Raw genomic sequence first — 17,495 nt, forward strand, 5'->3', positions numbered from 1 at the left:
TGGCCGTCGAGACAGTGGCCGTCGACACGACCGCTGCACGGTCGTGCGGCGCCACTGCCCGGTCGTCCGGCGCCGCTGCACGGTCGTGCAACGCCACCGCACGGGAGTGGGAGCGGCCTACTGCACGGTCGCGGTCAGGCGCGCGAGGGAGTCGAGTGTTCGCGCCGGGCGGGGTTGTTTCAGCCAGTCCTCGAGGGTGAGCTCGGTGCTCGCCGCGCGGTAGTCGGCCTCCACCTCGCGCAGGCGCTTCACGAACGCCGTGCCGTGCACCATGACCGAGATCTCGAGGTTGAGGCTGAACGAGCGCATGTCCATGTTGCTCGAGCCGATCACCGCGACCTGGTCGTCGATCGTGAAGTGCTTGGCGTGCAGCAGCGTCGGTGCGCGGTACAGGAAGATGCGCACGCCCGCGCGCAGCAGCTGCTCGTAGTAGCTGCGCTGCGCATGGTAGACGACGGGCTGGTCGCCGATCTCCGAGACGAACAGCTGCACCTCGAGTCCGGACTGGGCGGCCGTCGTGATCGCGTAGAGCATCGAGTCGTCGGGCACGAAGTACGGCGAGACGAGGATGACGCGCTCCTTCGCCGCGTAGACCAGCGCGTTGAACAGGCGCAGGTTGTTCTCGCCCTCGAATCCCGGCCCGGACGGCACCACCTGGCAGTCGAGTGTGGCGGCCGCGGGCGCCGTGACGACCTGTTCGTCGTCGGGGGCGAGCAGCTCATCCGTCTCGCTGTACCAGTCCGTGATGAAGAGCGCGTTGATGCCGGCGGCGATCGGGCCCTCGAACCTCACCATGAGGTCCTTCCACTGCAGGTGCCGGCGGATGTTGCCGCGCTTGTTGTAGCTCGCGTCGATCATGTTCTGCGAGCCGGTGAAGCCGATCGTGTTGTCGATGACGAGCAGCTTGCGGTGGTTGCGCAGGTCGATGCGCTGGAACCGGCCGCGCCACGGCTGCACGGGCAGCATGAACTCCCACTGCGCGCCCGTCTCGCTCAGCTTGCGGATGGTGCGCCGCCAGTGCGCGCTGCGCACGGTCGCGATGTGGTCGAGCAGCACGCGCACCGTGACCCCGCGGGCGACGGCATCGGCGAGCGCGGCGAAGAACGGCGCGGTCGTCGTATCCCAGGCGAGGATGTAGAACTCGGCGTGCACGAACCGGCGGGCGGCACGCACCGCATCCGTCATCTCCTCGATGGAGCGCTCGTAGTCGGTGACGACGTTCGTGACGTTGCCGCCGATCATCGGCATGGCGCCGAGGGTGCGGTTGAGCTCGACGATGGGCGGCAGCCAGTCCGGCCAGGGCGTCACGGGCTCGACCTCGACGCCGCGCGACGCGTCGAGGATGAACTCGTTGATCTCGCGCTGTTTGCGCCGGCGGCGGCGGGGGAGCCGGCGGGAGCCGAACAGGCCGAGCAGCACGATGCCCGGCACGGGCGCGAACATGATGAGCAGCAGCCAGGCGAGCGCGGTCTGCGGGCGGCGGTTGCGGGGCACGTAGATGAGCGCGAGCACGCGGATCGTCCAGTCGACGACCACGACGACGATCGACCAGGTGACGGCGACGGCCGACCAGAAGTCGCCGCCGGACGGGGGGTTCATCCGCTGCGCCCGCCCCGGCTCAGCGGAAGTTCACGAACTGCAGGTCGACGTCGAGGTCCTTGGCCTTGAGCAGGGCGATCGTCGCCTGCAGGTCGTCGCGGCTCTTCGACTGCACGCGCAGCTCGTCGCCCTGGATCTGGCTCTTGACCGTCTTGGGCGCCTCGTCGCGGATGATCTTGGAGATCTTCTTCGCGTCGTCCGGGCCGATGCCGTTCTTGAGGCCGACCTCGAGGCGGTACTCCTTGCCGCTCGCGAACGGCTTGCCCGTGTCGAGGCTGCGGCTCGAGATGCCGCGCTTGACGAACTTCGCCTCGACGACGTCGAGCACGGCCTTGACGCGCTCCTCGGTCTCCGCCTTGAGCAGCAGTTTCTCTCCCGACCAGTCGACCGACGCGCCCACGCCCTTGAAGTCGTAGCGCTGCGCGATCTCCTTCTGGGCCTGGTTCACCGCGTTCTCGGCCTCCATCTTGTCGACCTTGCTGACGATGTCGAACGAGGAATCTGCCATGGCGTCAATCGTAGTGACGGCATGGTAGGAACGACGGATGCCCGCCCGCCCCGCCGTGCTCCTCGCGATCGCGGGCATCGCCTTCCTCGTCGCGGGGGTCATCCTGACCGTGGCGCTCGCGGGAGGGAGTCTCTCGCCCCGGCCGGCACCGACGCCGGAGCCGAGCTACGCGCGCCCCGCGGCACCGCCCGCCGTGGCAATGGACGCCCCCGTCGTCGACGCGACCGTCGGCACCGCTGACTCGCTGGCATCCGTCTCGACGCTCGTCGACCCGGTCTGGCTCGCGACGACGAGCGCGCGCACCGGCATCCCGGCCCGCGCGCTCGCGGCATACGCGGGTGCCGCGATCGCGAAGGCGCGGGCGATGCCGCAGTGCGGCATCTCGTGGAACACGCTCGCCGCGATCGGCTGGGTGGAGAGCAAGCACGGCACGCACGGCGGCTCGCGCGTGACGGCGTCCGGCGCGGTGAGGCCCGCGATCTACGGACCGTCGCTCACCGGCGACGGCACGGAGCACATCCCGGACAGCGACGACGGGCGCTTCGACCGGGACAAGGAGTACGACCGGGCGATGGGACCGATGCAGCTCATCCCGCAGACCTGGCGCAACTGGCGCACCGACGGCTCGGGCGACGGAAAGCGCGACCCGCAGAACATCGACGACGCGACGATGGCCGCCGCGAACTATCTCTGCCGGGCGACCCAGGATGCGGTGGGCGAGCCCGACATGGTGACGACCGCGGGCTGGCAGGGCGGCATCCGCGCCTACAACCCGGCGCCCTCGTACCTGCACGCGGTCGCCCGCGCGGCGATCGAGTACGGGCGCTGACCCCCCGAGCGCGGAGGTGAACCGGTGCCGGCGCACGGGCCCCGATGACGGATGCCGTGGTCGGGAGGCCGTCGCGGTTCGGGTACAGTGATCGGGCGCCTTCGCACAGCTGAGTACAGGTGGGTGGAGGCGCTTCGGCAGGTTACCCAAGCGGCCAAAGGGATCTGACTGTAAATCAGACGTTTTCAACTTCGGGGGTTCGAATCCCTCACCTGCCACCGAACGCTCAACTTCGAAGAAAAATGCTGGTCAGAGGCAGTACGGCTCCCAGCAGGTAACCAAAAATGCGGTATGCAGATGGTTGCCAAACTGGTTACCAGCGCGCCCTCACGAGCGCCGAAGTGCGTGTGGACCGCGGATGCGTGGAATGAGTACGGCGACGGATCGATCTTCGTGTTCTCCTCGCCGAGTGATGTGCAGAAGTACATCGGGCGCCACCTGGCGAGCAAGGAGCGTGCCCTCCTCCGCGAGGGCGGAGTGCTCCGGACCAGGGCTCCCGATGTAGCGACGCTGCGGCTGGACGTCGAGAGCGACGACCCGCACATCGTCACGGTGCCCGCGCTCACACTCGGAGACGTCGACCCGAGTCACCGGTCCCGGGGCGGCTACATGCTGGCCGAGGCGGCCGCCGAGGACGCGATACCGCTCTCGCAGGAGACGCTGGTCTACACCGGCGTCACTCCCGGGGAGCTTGCGCTCGCCGAGCGGGCACCGGCGACGCTCGGGTTCGACGACAGCTGGTCCTCATCGGCTACTACGCCGGCAGCTCGGTACGCTCGCTGCGCCCGAACCTCGCCGGTCTGCTGGCGCTCGGGATCGGGCGCCCTTGGTTGGTGGGCGTTCTCGCCGTGCAGATCGCCTACGTGACGGGCTCGATCCTCGGGGTGTCGGTGATCGCGGCACTCATCGGGACGATCGTGGTGCTCGCGGTCGGCGGGTGGGGCATCGAGCCGTATGTTCCGTGGCCGGCGCTCGCGGCCTCCGTCGTGCTGATCGTCGTGGGCGCCTCGGTCTCCGCCCTCTGGGCGTCGCGCTCACTGCGACCTCAGAATCGATTCGACTGAGCCGGTCGGTGCCCATCCGCGTATCGTTGTTGAGAATGCTGCTCGCATCGTCGTGGAAGGACCGGTCATGGAGGAGCGCGCCCACCGGCAGACCCGGCAGAAGCGGGACATCCGCGCCGTGCTCGCGGAGTCGTCCGACTTCGTCGGCGCTCAGGAGCTGCACCGTCGGCTCAAGGAGCGCGGCTCGGGCATCGGGCTCGCGACCGTCTACCGCACGCTCAACGACCTGGTCGAGCACGCGCAGGCCGACGTGTTCACCGGCACGCAGGGGCAGATGTTCCGCCTGTGCGCCTCGGAGGGCCACCACCACCACCTGGTGTGCGTCGAGTGCGGACGCACGGTCGAGGTCGACGCCCCGATCGAGGGCTGGGTCGACGCGGTCGCGGCCGACCACGGGTTCACGCGGGTGCGCCACGTGCTCGACATCATGGGCGTGTGCGCGGACTGCGCGCGGCGCCTCGACACCGAATCGGACGGCTAATCGATAACCGTTTTGACTATGGTTATCAGTTGGGGGTAGCGTCACCGAGGGGCTCCGCCCCCTCCCGACGACCCAGATTGGCTTCCCCATGACCCTGCGCCCACTCGCCGTCCTCGCGTCCGGACTGACGCTCGCCGTCGTCCTCGCCGGATGCTCCGGCTCGCCGACCCCGTCGTCGTCCGGCACCGGCGGCGGCGGCTCGACGCCCATCGCGGTCGTCGCCTCGACGAACGTCTACGGCGACATCGCCGGGACGATCGGCGGCGACCTCGTCGACGTGACGTCGATCATCGACGACCCCGACAAGGACCCGCACGAGTACGAGGCCGACGCGCAGAACCAGCTCGCGCTCTCCAAGGCGCAGGTCGTGATCGAGAACGGCGGCGGGTACGACGACTTCGTCGACACGCTGCTGTCGTCCGCCGGCAACACGACCGCGACCGTGCTCAACGCCGCCGACATCTCCGGCTACGACCAGGAGCCGGCCGACGGCGAGTTCAACGAGCACGTCTGGTACGACTTCCCGACCGTGAGCAAGGTCGTCGACCAGCTCGTCGACGCGCTGTCGTCGATCGATTCCGCGGATGCCGCGACGTTCCAGAAGAACGGCGCCGACCTGCAGGGCAAGCTCACCGACCTGGAGGGTCAGGAGGCCGACCTGAAGACGAAGTACGCGGGCGAGGGCGTGGCGATCACGGAGCCCGTGCCGCTCTACCTGCTCGACGCGATCGGGCTCGACAACAAGACCCCGGCCGAGTTCAGCGAGGCGATCGAGGAGGACACCGACGTGCCCGCCGACGTGCTCAAGCAGACGACCGACCTGTTCTCCACCGGCCAGGTCGCCCTGCTGGCGTACAACGCGCAGACCACGGGCCCGCAGACCGAGGCTGTGCTGACCGCCGCGAAGGACAACGACGTGCCCGTCGTGCCCGTGACCGAGACCCTCCCGGCCGGCACGTCGTACATTGAGTGGATGCAGCACAACCTCGACGCGGTCTCGGCCGCTCTCGGGAGCTGACATCGCCACCGTCACGAGCGACGCCACCGGCCCGGCCGGGGACCCGTGGTCCCCGGCCGGGCCGGTGCTCAGTGTGCGCGATGCCGCCGTCCGGCTCGGCGAGCGCACCCTGTGGAGCGGGCTCTCCTTCGACATGGCCCCCGGCGAGTTCATCGCCGTGCTCGGCGCGAACGGCTCCGGCAAGACCACGCTGCTGACCACGGTCCTCGGCCAGCGCCCGCTCACGTCCGGCAGCATCCGGGTGCTCGGCAGCCCCGTGCGCCGCGGCAACCGGCGCATCGGGTACGTGCCCCAGCAGAAGCTGGCGGATGCCGGCACGCCGCTGCGCGCCAGGGACCTCGTCGCCCTCGGCGTCGACGGGCACCGCTGGGGCGTGCCGCTGCCGTCGCGGGAGCGGCGCGCGATCGTCGACGGCATCCTGCGCGACGTCGGTGCGACCGGGTACGCGAGGGCGAGGCTCTCGGCGCTCTCCGGCGGCGAGCAGCAGCGGCTGCGCGTCGGCCAGGCGCTCGCCGGCGACCCCGCGCTCGTGCTGTGCGACGAGCCGCTGCTCTCGCTCGACCTCGCCCACCAGCGCGGGGTGAGCGAGCTCATCCACCGCGAGCGCCGCCGCCGCGGGTTCGGCGTGCTGTTCGTCACGCACGACGTCAACCCCATCCTCGACATGGTGGATCGGGTGCTCTACCTCGCCGGGGGGCGGTTCCGGATCGGAACGCCCGACGAGGTGCTGCAGAGCGACGTGCTCAGCGACCTCTACGGGGCGCACATCGACGTCATCCGCGTCGGCGGGCGCGTCGTGGTCGTCGGCGCCACGGACTCGAGCCACCACGACGAGGAGCCCGCATGATCGACTCGCTCGCCCACCTCGTGAGCGACGATTCGCTCTGGTCGTCGCTCTTCGACTTCTCCAACTACGGCGAGCTCGTGGTGCTGCTGAAGAACTCGATCATCGCGGGCGCGATCCTCGGCATCGTCGGCGGGCTCATCGGCGTCTTCGTGATGGCCCGGGACATGGCCTTCGCCGTGCACGGCATCAGCGAGCTGTCGTTCGCCGGTGCCTCGGCCGGGCTGCTGTTCGGGGTCGGGGTCGTGCCCGGCGCGATCGGCGGCTCCCTCGTGGCCGCGATCCTGATCGGCGTGCTCGGCGTGCGCGCGCGCGACCGCAACTCGATCATCGCGGTGCTCATGCCGTTCGGCCTCGGCCTCGGCATCCTGTGCCTCGCGCTCTACACCGGGCGGGCCTCGAACAAGTTCGGCCTGCTCACGGGCCAGATCGTCGCCGTCGACGACCCGCGCCTCGGCTCGCTGCTCGCGGTCTGCGCGATCGTGATCGCGGGACTGCTCGTCGCCTGGCGTCCGCTGCTGTTCGCGAGCACGGATGCGCAGGTCGCCGCCGGCCGCGGGGTGCCGACCGCGGGTGTCTCGCTGCTGTTCATGGTGCTGCTCGGGCTCGCGGTGGCGGTGAGCGTGCAGATCGTCGGCTCGCTGCTCGTGCTCTCGATCCTCGTCACGCCGGCGGCGGCCGCGCTGCGGGTGGCGTCGTCGCCGGTCGTGGTGCCCGTGCTCAGCATGGCGTTCGGCGTCGTCTCGGTGGTCGGCGGCATCCTGGTCGCCCTCGGCACGTCGATCCCGATCAGCCCGTACGTGACGACGATCTCGTTCCTGATCTACCTGGTCTGCCGCATCGTCGGGGAGGTGCGCGAGCGGCGCGGAAGCGCGGGCGGGCGCCGCGCCCGGCCCGCCGTGCACTGACCGTCGCGCACCGATCGTCGCGCACCGATCGTCGCGCGTGCAGCGCGCGCGGCGGCCTCAGCTCGCGGGCACCGGCCCGGCGGAGCGCTCCAGCCCGAGGGTCGCGATCACGAGGTCGGCGGCGGCCTCCGGCTCGAGCTCGACGTCGACCTGGATGCCGACCTCGTCCGTCTCGAGCGGCTCGAGGGTGTCGAGCTGGGAGTCGAGCAGCGACGGCGGCATGAAGTGGCCGGAGCGCGTCGCGAGCCGCTCCGCGAGCACCTCGCGCGGCCCGTGCAGGTAGACGAACGCGGAGTTCGGCGTGCGCAGCACGTCGCGGTACGCCCGCTTGAGAGCCGAGCAGGTCACGACGCCGGGCTCGCCGGCCTCCTCGCGCTGCCGGATCCAGGCCGCGACGCGCTCGAGCCACGGCCAGCGGTCCTCGTCGGTGAGCGGGGTGCCGGCGGCCATCTTGGCGACGTTGGCCTCGGGATGCAGCGCGTCGCCCTCGGCGAACGGCCAGCCCAGCCGCTCGGCGAGCGTCGCGGCGAGGGTGGACTTGCCGCTGCCCGCGACTCCCATCACGATGAGCACGGGAGGGGTCGCGAGGTCGGCGAGCACGGCGGGACGGGGAGCGTTGTCGGTCACGGGGTTGTCCTAGATGAAGATGTCGAGAATGAGCACGCCGCCGAGGCCGAGCACGGAGATGATGCACTCCATGACGGTCCAGCTCTTGAGGGTCTGACCCACGGAGAGGCCGAGGTACTCCTTGACGAGCCAGAAGCCGGCGTCGTTGACGTGCGAGAGGAACAGCGAGCCGGCGCCGATCGCGAGCACGATGAGCGAGACCTCGGGTCCGGCGAGATTGGCCGCGATGGGGGCCATGATGCCGGCCGCGGTCACCGTGGCGACGGTCGCGGAGCCGGTGGCGACGCGGATGAGCACCGCGACGACCCAGGCCAGCAGCACGACCGAGATGCCGGTGTTGCTCACGGCGTCCGCGATCACGGTGCCGATGCCGGTGTCGATGAGCACCTGCTTGAAGCCGCCGCCCGCGGAGACGATGAGCAGGATGCCGGCGACGCCGGGCAGGGACGAGGTGAGCGAGGCCTGCACGCCGGCGCGCCCCATCCGTGCGGCCCGGCCGAAGAAGATCATCGCGTAGAGCAGGGCGATGGACAGGGCCACGACGGGCGTGCCGAGGAAGTCGATGAGGCCCTTGCCGCCGTCCGTGGCGGTCGGGGCGACGGCATCCGCGATGCTGCGCAGCAGCATGAGCACGATCGGCAGCAGGATGCCGAGCACCGCGACCACGAAGCTCGGCCGGGGACGCGCCTCGGCCTCGTCGGCCTCCGTCTCGCTGAGCGGCTGCGGCGCCGCGACGGGCACCCAGCGCGCCGCGAACCGGGAGAACACCGGACCCGCGAGCACGATCACCGGGATGCCGATGAGCAGGCCGAGCGCGAGCGTCAGCCCGAGGTCCGCGTTCAGCGTGGTCACGGCCGTGAGCGGGCCGGGGTGCGGGGGCACGAGGCCGTGCATCACCGAGAGGCCGGCGAGGGCGGGGATCGCGACGCGCATCAGCGGGGTCTGGGTGCGCCGGGCGACGAGGATCACGATCGGGATGAGCAGCACGAGGCCGATCTCGAAGAACATCGGCAGGCCGACGAGGGCGCCGATCAGGCCGACGATCCACGGCAGCGAGCGCACGCCCGCGCGGGCGACGAGCGTGTCGACGATGCGGTCGGCGCCGCCGGAGTCGGCGAGCAGCTTGCCGAACATCGCGCCGAGTCCGATGAGCACGCCCACGCCGCCGGCCGTCGACCCGAAGCCGTTCGTGAAGCTCGTGACCGCGGCGCCGGGAGCGAGCCCCGCGCCGATGCCGACGCCGATGGCGCCGAGGGTGAGCGCGACGAACGGGTGCACCTTGAGCCAGGTGATGAGTGCGACGATCACGACGATGCCGACGAGCGCGGCGGTGACGAGCTGCGCGGTGGAGCCCGCCGGCTCGATGACGTCGGCTCCGAGCAGGGTCGGGTGGGGGGCAGTGGTCATCGTCGTCCTCTTCTCGACTGCGACTGTGCAGGTCGTGGGCGGCCGGTGCTCCGCATCCGTGCGCCCGGGTGCCCGTTCTCTCGGATAATCCGATAATCGGTTTTGCCATCGTGCCATGGCATCCTGATTCTCGTCAACGCGCGACGAACCCGCGAGGAAGGGGCCGCATGGACCGCATCTCGTCCCGGCCCGCCGCCGCGCGCACGGCGGTCGGCCGCGGCCTGCACGGCCGCGTGCTGCTCGACCTCGGCACGCAGATCGTCGACGGCGTGATCCCGGTCGCGGGGGTCATCGACCCCGGGGCCGCGAGCGTCGAGTTCGGCGTGTCCCGGTCGGTGATCCGCGAGGCGCTACGCGTGCTCGAGTCGCTCGGCATGGTGCGCCCGCGCCAGGGCGTCGGCACCCAGGTGCTGCCGCGGGAGTCGTGGAACCTGCTGCACCCGTACGTGATCGCGTGGCGCGGGCACGGCCGCGAGTACTTCCAGCAGATGCACGAGCTGCTCGAGCTGCGCTGGGGGATCGAGCCGGTGGCCGCGCGGCTCGCGGCCGAGCGGATGACGCCCGCCGAGACCGCCGGGCTCGTCGCGATCGCCGACCGCCTGCGCATCACCACCGAGCGCGGCGACGACGACGGGTTCCTGAGCGCCGACGTGGAGTTCCACAGCGTCATCCTGCGCGGCAGCGGCAACCACGTGTTCGCGAACTTCGCCGACACCGTCGCCGCACTGCTGCGCACCAGGCAGAGCGAGCCGCGCTTCGCCGTGAGCGAGTACACCCCGGCCTCCGCGCACCGGCACAGCGAGCTCGCCGCGGCGATCGCGGCCGCCGACCCCGACGGCGCCCAGCGCTGGGCCTGGGAGCTCATCGCGCAGACGGTCGTGGAGTTCCGGCGCGAGGACCCGGAGTCCGCGCCGGCCTGAGCGCCGCGCGGTCGCCGCGCGCCGCGCGCCGCGCGCCGGGCGGTCGCCGCGGCGCGTTCACCTCGACGTTCCTCGCGGTCCACCCGCGCGTCACCCGGGCTCGGCACCGTCGAGGGGTGCAGTCCGTCCCCCGCCGGCGCCGCTCGGCGCGCCCCACCGCATCCGTTCTCCTGGCGGGGGTGGCGACGATGCTCGCCGCGGCGGCGCTCGCCGTGTTCGGCGGCGCGGGTGCCGCGAGCGCGCACGGGTTCTCGTCGGTGGCCTACGCGGACGTCACCTCGCCCGCGCCCGCCACGGTGCGGGTGACGCTGCAGCTCGAGTACGACCTCCTGCTCGTGTCGGCCGCGACGAGCGAGCAGGATGACGGCCTCTTCCAGGAGGGTCAGCCCGCCTGGGAGAACGGCGACTACCCCGGCATGATCGCCGCCGTGCGGGATCACCTCGGCGCGGTCGGCGGCTACGTCCTCGACCACGTCACGGTCGCGGCCTACGGCGGCGCCGCGTGCGCGGGCACGCTCGGGGACTCGGTGGACGTGAGGCTCAACGACACGCAGCAGGTGCCGTACGCGACCGTGGTCGCCGACTTCGCCTGCCCCGCGATGGGACGCACCGAGGCGGGGCACACGATCGGCTCGACGCTGTTCCCGAACGCCGAGGGGTTCGTCAGCCAGGGCACGACGACGATCGTCGTCTACGACGTCGACGACCGGAGCGGATCGGCGACGCTCGACGAGCGGCAGACCACGTTCTCCACCGAGCAGGCCTGGTACGAGCGCTTCGCGGAGTTCTTCCGCCTCGGCGCCGAGCACCTGCTCACCGGGCCCGACCACATCCTGTTCCTGCTCGCGCTCATCGCCGGGTCGCGCCGCCTGCGCGAGGTCGTGCTCGCCGCGACCTCGTTCACGGTCGCGCACTCGATCACGTTCATCCTCGCCGCGCTCGGCGTCGTGAGCCCGCCCGCGATCCTCGTCGAGCCGACGATCGCGCTGTCGATCGCCGCCGTCGCGGGCTGGTACCTCATCCGGCTGATCCGCAAGCGCGACACGGCCGACCAGCTCGTCGTGGCGGGGGACAACCACTTCGCGCTCGACCGGGCCGGCTGGCTGCGGCTCGCGATCGTGTTCGCGTTCGGCCTCATCCACGGACTGGGGTTCGCGGGCGCGCTCGGCATCCGGGAGGCGTTCTCCTGGCAGCTGCTGTGGTCGCTGCTCGTGTTCAACGTCGGCATCGAGGCGGTGCAGATCGGGCTCATCCTCATCCTGTTCCCGCCGCTCATGCTGCTGCGCCGCCGCGCGCACCGGGCCTCGCTGTGGGTCACGGGCGCCCTCACCGCGTTCGTCGTCGTGGTCGGCCTCGTCTGGTTCGCCGAGCGGCTGCTCGGCGTGAGCGACTGGCCGGCCGTGCCCGGCGTGCAGTAGCACGACGCGACGGATGCGGTGGGCGCCGCATCCGTCACGTCGCGCCGGCCCGGCTCAGGCGGCGACCGGCACGCGGGCGTCGTCGGCGAGGAAGCGCGCGTAGCCGACCGAGGTGAGGAACGACGGGAACTCGTCGCCGAGGGTCACCTCGCGGAACACCTCGAGCGCGTCGCCGGCACGCTCGCCGGGGCCGTGCTCGCCGGGGCCGTGCTCGCCGAGGCGCGCGGCGACCTCGGCGGCGAGCGCGCCGACGTGCTCGCGGGTGACCGGCGTGCCCTCGCGCGTCACCACCCGCTGGGCGATCCACTGCCAGAGCTGCGAGCGGCTGATCTCGGCCGTCGCGGCGTCCTCCATGAGCCCGTCGAGGGCCGCGGCGCCGGTGCCCGCGAGCCACGAGGCCAGGTAGCGCAGGGCGATCGAGACGTTCTGCCGCACGCCGGCATCCGTCACCTCGCCGTCGATCGCGACGTCGAGCAGGTCGCGCGCGCTCACCTCGACGTCGTCGCGCAGCCGGTCGAGCTGGTTCGGCCGATCGCCGAGGCGCTCGTCGAACACCGCTCGCGCGACCGGCACGAGGTCCGGATGCGCGACCCAGGTGCCGTCGAATCCGTCGCGCGCCTCGCGCTGCTTGTCGGCGGTGACGCGGGCGAACGCGCGCTCGTTGGCCGCGGCATCCCGCCGGCTCGGGATGAACGCGCTCATGCCGCCGATGGCGTGTGCGCCGCGCCGGTGGCAGGTCGCGACGAGCAGCTCGGTGTAGGCGCGCATGAACGGCACCTCCATCGTGAGCTCGATCCGGTCGGGCAGCACGAAGCGCCGGCCGCGGTCGCGGAAGTTCTTGATGATCGAGAACAGGTAGTCCCAGCGACCGGCGTTGAGGCCCGCGCAGTGGTCGCGCAGCTCCCACAGGATCTCCTCCATCTCGAACGCCGCCGTGATCGTCTCGATGAGCACGGTCGCGCGGATCGTGCCGTGCGGCAGGCGCAGGCGGTTCTCCGTGAAGCTGAACACGTCGTCCCACAGCCGGGCCTCGTGCCGGCTCTCGAGCTTCGGCAGGTAGAAGTAGGGCCCGGTGCCGCGCTCGACGAGCTCGCGGGCGTTGTGGTGCACGTAGAGGCCGAAGTCGACGAGCGACGCCGACGCGGGTTGCGCGGGCGCCCCGTCGCGCGAGTATCGCAGGTGCTTCTCGGTGAGGTGCCAGCCGCGGGGCCGGAACACGATCGTCGGCACGGCGGATGCGGTGACCGCGTAGACCCGGCCGTCCGGCGTCTCGTGGTCGATCGTCCCGCGGATCGCGTCCGCGAGGTTGAGCTGGCCGTCGATGACGTTGTGCCAGGTCGGGCTGAGGGCGTCCTCGTGGTCGGCGAGCCAGACCTTCGCACCCGAGTTGAGCGCGTTGATCGTCATCTTGCGGTCGGTCGGCCCGGTCATCTCGACGCGGCGGTCGGTGAGGCCGGGGCCCGCGCCCGCGACGCGCCAGCCCGGGTCGTCGCGCACGGCGCGGGTCTCGTCGAGGAACCGCGGGTCGCGGCCGTTGGCGATCGCGAGCGCGCGCTCGCCGCGGCGGTGCAGCTCCTCGGCGCGGCGGTGCAGGAAGCGGTCGTGGAGGGCGGCGACGAGGTCGAGGGCCCCGTCGGTGAGCACCTCGTCGAACCGGGGCTCGAGCGGGGCGATGATGTCGATGCGGGACATGAGTGTTCTTCCTTCGGGGGTCCGGGGGGTCGGAGGTCGGGGGGTCAGTGGAACTGCGCGGTCTCGGTCGAGCCGACGAGCGCGAGGGTGCGGCTGTCGGGGTTGAGCACGCTCGACACGCGATCGAAGTAGCCGGCGCCGACCTCGCGCTGGTGCCTGGTCGCCGTGTAGCCGTTCGCCTCGGCCGCGAACTCGGCCTCCTGCAGGTCGACGTAGGCGCTCATCTGGCGATCGCGGTAGTCGGAGGCGAGCTGGAACATCGCGTGGTTGAGCGAGTGGAAGCCGGCCAGGGTGATGAACTGGAACGCGTAGCCCATCGCCGCGAGCTCGCGCTGGAAGCTCGCGATGGCGGCGTCCGAGAGGTGGCTGCGCCAGTTGAACGACGGCGAGCAGTTGTAGGCGAGCCTCGTGCCGGGGAAGCGCTCGTGCACCGCCTCGGCGAAGCGGCGGGCGAGCTCGAGGTCGGGCCTGTCCGACTCGACCCAGAGCAGGTCGGCGTACTCGGCGTAGGCGAGGCCGCGCGCGATGACGGGCTCGATGCCGGGGCGCACGGCGAAGAAGCCCTCGGCCGTGCGCTCGCCGGTGAGGAACTCGCGATCGCGCTCGTCGTGGTCGCTCGTGATGAGCGTCGCCGCGAGCGCGTCGGTGCGGCCGACGACGATCGTCGGCACGCCCGCGACGTCGGCCGCGAGGCGTGCCGCGTTCAGGGTGCGGATGTGCTGGCCGGTGGGCACGAGCACCTTGCCGCCCATGTGCCCGCACTTCTTCTCGCTCGAGAGCTGGTCCTCCCAGTGCACGCCCGCGGCGCCGGCCTCGATCATCGAGCGCATGAGCTCGTAGGCGTTGAGCGGTCCGCCGAAGCCGGCCTCGGCATCCGCGACGATCGGCACCATCCAGTCGCGGGGCGGCTGCCCCGCATCGGGTGCTGAGCCGGTCGAAGCATCGATCTGCCCGGCGCGCAGCAGCGCGTTGTTGATGCGGCGCACCACGGCCGGCACCGAGTCGACCGGGTAGAGGCTCTGGTCGGGGTAGGTCTGGCCGGCGAGGTTGGCGTCGGCCGCGACCTGCCAGCCGCTCAGGTAGATCGCCTCGAGCCCGGCGCGCACCTGCTGCACGGCCTGGTTGCCGGTGAGCGCGCCGAGCGCGGCGATCCACCGCCCGTCGTCGCGCTCGACGAGCCGCCAGAGCGCCTCGGCGCCGCGGCGCGCGAGGGTGTGCTCCTCCTGCACCGGGCCGCGCAGTGCGACGACGTCGGCGGCCGTGTAGTCGCGGCGCACGCCCGCCCAGCGCGGGTCGGCGCGCCACTCCAGCTCGAGCTCCTCGGCGGTCTGCACGGCGTCTCCGGGGCGGGGGTTCATGGCGGGTCCTTTCGTCGGTCCGGCTCGACGAGAGCCGGTTCGTTTCCCAGCGTCGACGGGATCCGCGGGCGGATGCGGCATCCGACTCCCTGAAATCGGGCGCCGTTCCCGCCGCCGAATTCCCGCTGTCGTGAAAAAACGCGGAATTTCACGACGGGGGTCTTGCCGCGCGCGCGGGCGGTCGGCGACGCTGGGGCGATGGACACGCTCATGGTGGGACACCAGCTGCGCGCCGCGCGCAAGCGCACCGGTATGACGCTCGGGCAGGTCGCCGAGCGGTTCGGCGGGTCGATCAGCCAGCTCTCGACGATCGAGTCGGGCAAGCGCGAGCTGCGGCTCAGCGAGCTGCACCGGCTCGCCGACATCCTCGGTGTCGCACCCGACGCGCTGCTCTCGGCGGACGCGCCGAGCGAGCGCATCGCCCTCGAGGTCGCCCTCGAGCAGGCGCAGGCCGGTCCGCTCTACGGCTCGCTCGGGCTGCCGCGCATCGCCGCGCGCGCGACCATGTCCGACGACGTGCTGCGCGCGCTGCTCGGGCTGCACGAGGCGCTGCGCGAGATGCACGAGCAGCGGGCGGCGACCCCCGAGGAGGCGCGCCGCGCGAACGCGGCGCTGCGCGAGGAGATGAAGAGCCTCGACAACCACTACGAGGACCTGGAGCGCATCGCCGCCGAGCTGCTCGACGCCGTCGGCCACCACGACGGGCCGCTCTCGCGGAGCGCTGCGGCCGACCTCGCGGCGCACGTCGGGCTCTCGATCCACTACGTGCCCGACCTGCCCGGCTCGACGCGCAGCATCATCGACCGCGCGCACGGACGGATGTACCTGCCGGTCGACGAGGCGGTGGGACGCGACCCGCGCGTCGCGATGCTGCAGGCGCTCGCCGGGCACGTGCTGGGCCTCGACGCGCCCGCGACCTACGCGGACTTCCTGCGCCAGCGGGTCGCGACGAACTACCTCGCGGGCGCGCTGCTCATCCGCGAGGACAGCGCGGTCGCCTTCCTGGCGGACGCGAAGGAGCGCCGCGAGCTCGCGGTCGAGGACCTGCGCGACGCGTTCGCGACATCGTACGAGTCGGCCGGACACCGGTTCACGAACCTCGTCACGCACCACTTCGGCATCCCCGTGCACTTCGTCAAGGTGCACGCGTCGGGCGCGATCTCGAAGGCGTACGAGAACGACGGCGTGATGTTCCCGCAGGACGTGCTCGGCGCCGTCGAGGGCCAGACCGTGTGCCGCAACTGGAGCGCCCGCCGGGTGTTCGACGCCGAGGACCGCTTCGGCGCGTACCACCAGTACACCGACAAGCCGAACGGCACCTACTGGTGCTCGAGCCGCATCCAGCAGACCTCGCAGGGGCTGTTCTCGGTGAGCGTCGGCACCCCGTTCGCGCACACGAAGTGGTTCCGCGGGCGGTCGACGCCGCACCGGCTGACCTCGACGTGCCCCGATCCGGCGTGCTGCCGCGAGCCCTCCGCCGAGCTGCAGAGCCGGTGGGGCGAGGCCGCGCTGCCCACCCCGAAGATCTCCAGCTCGCTGCTCGCGGCGCTGCCCGCGGGCTCCTTCGCCGGCGCCGACCGTCGCGAGGTGCTCGAGTTCCTCGACTCGCACGCGTCCGACTGATGGCATCCGGCGGTCGAGACGAACGGCCACGTCGCCGGCGGGTCGCGTGCGCCTGGGGATCGATGCTGCGGATTCACGGGGAACGGGGGCACTCTTGACCCATGTCCATCTTCGATCGCAGTGCCAACCTGGAGGGCGGGTCGGCCACCTACGAGTGGCACGGCGAGCAGAAGAAGCACGCGGCGTCGGCCGCGGCATCCGCTCCCGACCTGACCGTCGCACCCACCTGCTCGACGTGCTCGAACCCGATGATCGCGGTCGTCGGCGGCTTCTGGTGCGAGACGTGCGAGAGCGGCGCGCTCTGACCGCTCGCGATCGGTAGCCTGCCGGTGTGACCTCCGAACTCCTCGACCTCGCCCGCACGATCGCCGTCGAGGCCGGGGAGCTCGCCCTGACGCGCAAGCGCGAGGGCGTAAGGGTCGTCGCGACCAAGTCGAACGCGGTCGACATCGTGACCGCGGCCGACCGCGAGGCGGAGCAGCTCATCCGTTCGCGCATCGCCGACGCCCGGCCCGCCGACGGCTTCTTCGGCGAGGAGTCCGGCGGCGACTCGGGCACGAGCGGGCTCACCTGGATCGTCGACCCCATCGACGGCACCGTCAACTTCCTCTACGGCATCCCGCACTGGGCGGTCAGCATCGCGGTCGTCGAGGCCGCGGGCGCGAGCGACGGCCCCGATCCGCAGACCTGGCGCGCCCTCGCCGGCGCCGTCGTCAACCCGGCGATCGGCGAGGTGTACACGGCGGCGGATGCGGCGGGCGCCTCGCTCAACGGCGCGCGGCTGGAGCTCGCCCCGGCGCCGCCGTTCGCCGAGTCGCTCGTCGCGACGGGCTTCGTCTACGACGAGGCGACGCGCGCGCACCAGGGCGCGGTCGCGGCGCGGCTCGTCACCCGGGTGCGCGACATCCGCCGGCTGGGGGCGGCATCCCTCGACCTGTGCGCGGTCGCCGCCGGCCGGGTCGACGCGTACTACGAGTCGAGCCTGAGCCCGTGGGATCACGCCGCCGGTGCGCTCGTCGCGCGCGAGGCGGGCGCGATCGTGAAGGGCTGGGGCGACGACGCGGCCGGGCGCGAGCTCATCCTCGCCGGCAAGCCCGCGCTCGTGCCGCGGCTCGAGGAGACGCTGCGCGAGCTCGGCTACTGAGCCGCGCGCGCAACGGGGGTCGCGGGCCCGACGGGGCCGCGGGTACCCTGGGGAC

At 71.9% G+C, this 17,495-nt stretch carries 18 protein-coding genes and 1 tRNA gene; 13 read left to right on the forward strand and 6 right to left on the reverse strand.

All coding sequences use genetic code 11. The features are described 5' to 3' along the window. Nucleotides 1-117 precede the first annotated feature (117 nt). Entirely contained in the window at nucleotides 118-1,599 is a 1,482-nt protein-coding gene (gene cls / locus QT381_RS05265; RefSeq protein ID WP_289247723.1) for a cardiolipin synthase, read from the reverse strand. 19 nt (nucleotides 1,600-1,618) lie between these two features. Continuing rightward, nucleotides 1,619-2,107 carry a YajQ family cyclic di-GMP-binding protein gene (locus QT381_RS05270; protein WP_289247724.1) on the reverse strand — a complete coding sequence of 163 codons (489 nt, stop codon included), beginning with the start codon at nucleotides 2,105-2,107 and terminating at the stop codon, nucleotides 1,619-1,621. A gap of 37 nt (nucleotides 2,108-2,144) precedes the next feature. Between QT381_RS05270 and QT381_RS05275 the strand changes: the two genes are divergently transcribed. The 8 genes from QT381_RS05275 (at nucleotide 2,145) to QT381_RS05310 (ending at nucleotide 7,251) form a co-directional block, all read left to right on the forward strand. Then, the gene (locus QT381_RS05275; RefSeq protein WP_289247725.1) at nucleotides 2,145-2,936 is read left to right on the forward strand and encodes a lytic transglycosylase domain-containing protein; all 792 of its coding nucleotides are present in this window, start codon (nucleotides 2,145-2,147) and stop codon (nucleotides 2,934-2,936) included. A 136-nt stretch (nucleotides 2,937-3,072) separates the two neighbouring features. After that, nucleotides 3,073-3,154 (forward strand) — tRNA-Tyr (locus tag QT381_RS05280). Nucleotides 3,155-3,233: 79 nt separating this feature from the next. Beyond that, entirely contained in the window at nucleotides 3,234-3,803 is a 570-nt protein-coding gene (locus QT381_RS05285; protein ID WP_289247726.1) for a hypothetical protein, read from the forward strand. Continuing rightward, the gene (locus QT381_RS05290; RefSeq protein ID WP_289247727.1) at nucleotides 3,785-4,000 is read left to right on the forward strand and encodes a hypothetical protein; all 216 of its coding nucleotides are present in this window, start codon (nucleotides 3,785-3,787) and stop codon (nucleotides 3,998-4,000) included. Before QT381_RS05285 ends, QT381_RS05290 begins: the two co-directional genes overlap by 19 nt. A gap of 67 nt (nucleotides 4,001-4,067) precedes the next feature. Further along, nucleotides 4,068-4,481 carry a Fur family transcriptional regulator gene (locus QT381_RS05295; RefSeq protein WP_289247728.1) on the forward strand — a complete coding sequence of 138 codons (414 nt, stop codon included), beginning with the start codon at nucleotides 4,068-4,070 and terminating at the stop codon, nucleotides 4,479-4,481. 88 nt (nucleotides 4,482-4,569) lie between these two features. Next, entirely contained in the window at nucleotides 4,570-5,499 is a 930-nt protein-coding gene (locus tag QT381_RS05300) for a metal ABC transporter solute-binding protein, Zn/Mn family (RefSeq protein WP_289247729.1), read from the forward strand. Between the two features lie 64 nt (nucleotides 5,500-5,563). Continuing rightward, entirely contained in the window at nucleotides 5,564-6,346 is a 783-nt protein-coding gene (locus QT381_RS05305) for a metal ABC transporter ATP-binding protein (protein WP_289247730.1), read from the forward strand. Further along, on the forward strand, nucleotides 6,343-7,251 hold the full coding sequence (locus QT381_RS05310; RefSeq protein ID WP_289247731.1) for a metal ABC transporter permease: 909 nt from the start codon (nucleotides 6,343-6,345) through the stop codon (nucleotides 7,249-7,251). Before QT381_RS05305 ends, QT381_RS05310 begins: the two co-directional genes overlap by 4 nt. Before the next feature lie 57 nt (nucleotides 7,252-7,308). On the opposite strand, the gene QT381_RS05315 is transcribed toward QT381_RS05310, so the two are convergent. Both QT381_RS05315 and QT381_RS05320 read right to left on the reverse strand, forming a co-directional pair. Further along, a complete protein-coding gene (locus QT381_RS05315; RefSeq protein ID WP_289247840.1) occupies nucleotides 7,309-7,812 on the reverse strand; it encodes a gluconokinase in 504 nt (167 codons plus the stop codon). A 75-nt stretch (nucleotides 7,813-7,887) separates the two neighbouring features. Further along, nucleotides 7,888-9,285, reverse strand: a complete 1,398-nt coding sequence (locus QT381_RS05320) for a GntP family permease (protein ID WP_289247732.1) — start codon at nucleotides 9,283-9,285, stop codon at nucleotides 7,888-7,890. 167 nt (nucleotides 9,286-9,452) lie between these two features. Here QT381_RS05320 and QT381_RS05325 point away from each other — a divergent pair, with 167 nt between their 5' ends. After that, a complete protein-coding gene (locus QT381_RS05325; protein ID WP_289247733.1) occupies nucleotides 9,453-10,205 on the forward strand; it encodes a FadR/GntR family transcriptional regulator in 753 nt (250 codons plus the stop codon). 116 nt (nucleotides 10,206-10,321) lie between these two features. Further along, nucleotides 10,322-11,623 (forward strand): HupE/UreJ family protein, encoded by a 1,302-nt coding sequence (locus tag QT381_RS05330; RefSeq protein ID WP_289247734.1) that lies wholly within the window; start codon nucleotides 10,322-10,324, stop codon nucleotides 11,621-11,623. A gap of 54 nt (nucleotides 11,624-11,677) precedes the next feature. Here the strand turns inward: QT381_RS05330 and aceB are convergent, their stop codons facing one another. Both aceB and aceA read right to left on the reverse strand, forming a co-directional pair. Then, on the reverse strand, nucleotides 11,678-13,315 hold the full coding sequence (aceB, locus tag QT381_RS05335; protein ID WP_289247735.1) for a malate synthase A: 1,638 nt from the start codon (nucleotides 13,313-13,315) through the stop codon (nucleotides 11,678-11,680). Nucleotides 13,316-13,359: 44 nt separating this feature from the next. Beyond that, nucleotides 13,360-14,673, reverse strand: coding sequence for an isocitrate lyase (gene aceA, locus QT381_RS05340; RefSeq protein WP_289247736.1), 1,314 nt, complete (start codon nucleotides 14,671-14,673; stop codon nucleotides 13,360-13,362). A gap of 198 nt (nucleotides 14,674-14,871) precedes the next feature. On the opposite strand from aceA, the gene QT381_RS05345 reads away from it, so the two are divergent. The 3 genes from QT381_RS05345 (at nucleotide 14,872) to QT381_RS05355 (ending at nucleotide 17,440) form a co-directional block, all read left to right on the forward strand. Then, nucleotides 14,872-16,296 carry an XRE family transcriptional regulator gene (locus tag QT381_RS05345; RefSeq protein ID WP_289247737.1) on the forward strand — a complete coding sequence of 475 codons (1,425 nt, stop codon included), beginning with the start codon at nucleotides 14,872-14,874 and terminating at the stop codon, nucleotides 16,294-16,296. Between the two features lie 101 nt (nucleotides 16,297-16,397). After that, nucleotides 16,398-16,601, forward strand: a complete 204-nt coding sequence (locus QT381_RS05350; RefSeq protein WP_289247738.1) for a hypothetical protein — start codon at nucleotides 16,398-16,400, stop codon at nucleotides 16,599-16,601. A gap of 26 nt (nucleotides 16,602-16,627) precedes the next feature. Continuing rightward, nucleotides 16,628-17,440 (forward strand): inositol monophosphatase family protein, encoded by an 813-nt coding sequence (locus tag QT381_RS05355; protein WP_289247739.1) that lies wholly within the window; start codon nucleotides 16,628-16,630, stop codon nucleotides 17,438-17,440. Nucleotides 17,441-17,495 lie beyond the last annotated feature (55 nt).

The sequence above is a fragment of the Galbitalea sp. SE-J8 genome (assembly GCF_030345695.1).
Lineage (GTDB): Bacteria > Actinomycetota > Actinomycetes > Actinomycetales > Microbacteriaceae > JAUASV01.

Coding starts and splice junctions, on each gene's coding strand:
- cls (WP_289247723.1), bottom strand. CDS start 1,599: ATGAACCCCCCGTCCGGCGGCGACTTCTGGTCGGCCGTCGCCGTCACC.
- QT381_RS05270 (WP_289247724.1), bottom strand. CDS start 2,107: ATGGCAGATTCCTCGTTCGACATCGTCAGCAAGGTCGACAAGATGGAG.
- QT381_RS05275 (WP_289247725.1), top strand. CDS start 2,145: ATGCCCGCCCGCCCCGCCGTGCTCCTCGCGATCGCGGGCATCGCCTTC.
- QT381_RS05285 (WP_289247726.1), top strand. CDS start 3,234: ATGGTTGCCAAACTGGTTACCAGCGCGCCCTCACGAGCGCCGAAGTGC.
- QT381_RS05295 (WP_289247728.1), top strand. CDS start 4,068: ATGGAGGAGCGCGCCCACCGGCAGACCCGGCAGAAGCGGGACATCCGC.
- QT381_RS05300 (WP_289247729.1), top strand. CDS start 4,570: ATGACCCTGCGCCCACTCGCCGTCCTCGCGTCCGGACTGACGCTCGCC.
- QT381_RS05310 (WP_289247731.1), top strand. CDS start 6,343: ATGATCGACTCGCTCGCCCACCTCGTGAGCGACGATTCGCTCTGGTCG.
- QT381_RS05315 (WP_289247840.1), bottom strand. CDS start 7,812: ATGGGAGTCGCGGGCAGCGGCAAGTCCACCCTCGCCGCGACGCTCGCC.
- QT381_RS05320 (WP_289247732.1), bottom strand. CDS start 9,285: ATGACCACTGCCCCCCACCCGACCCTGCTCGGAGCCGACGTCATCGAG.
- QT381_RS05325 (WP_289247733.1), top strand. CDS start 9,453: ATGGACCGCATCTCGTCCCGGCCCGCCGCCGCGCGCACGGCGGTCGGC.
- aceB (WP_289247735.1), bottom strand. CDS start 13,315: ATGTCCCGCATCGACATCATCGCCCCGCTCGAGCCCCGGTTCGACGAG.
- aceA (WP_289247736.1), bottom strand. CDS start 14,673: ATGAACCCCCGCCCCGGAGACGCCGTGCAGACCGCCGAGGAGCTCGAG.
- QT381_RS05345 (WP_289247737.1), top strand. CDS start 14,872: ATGGACACGCTCATGGTGGGACACCAGCTGCGCGCCGCGCGCAAGCGC.
- QT381_RS05350 (WP_289247738.1), top strand. CDS start 16,398: ATGTCCATCTTCGATCGCAGTGCCAACCTGGAGGGCGGGTCGGCCACC.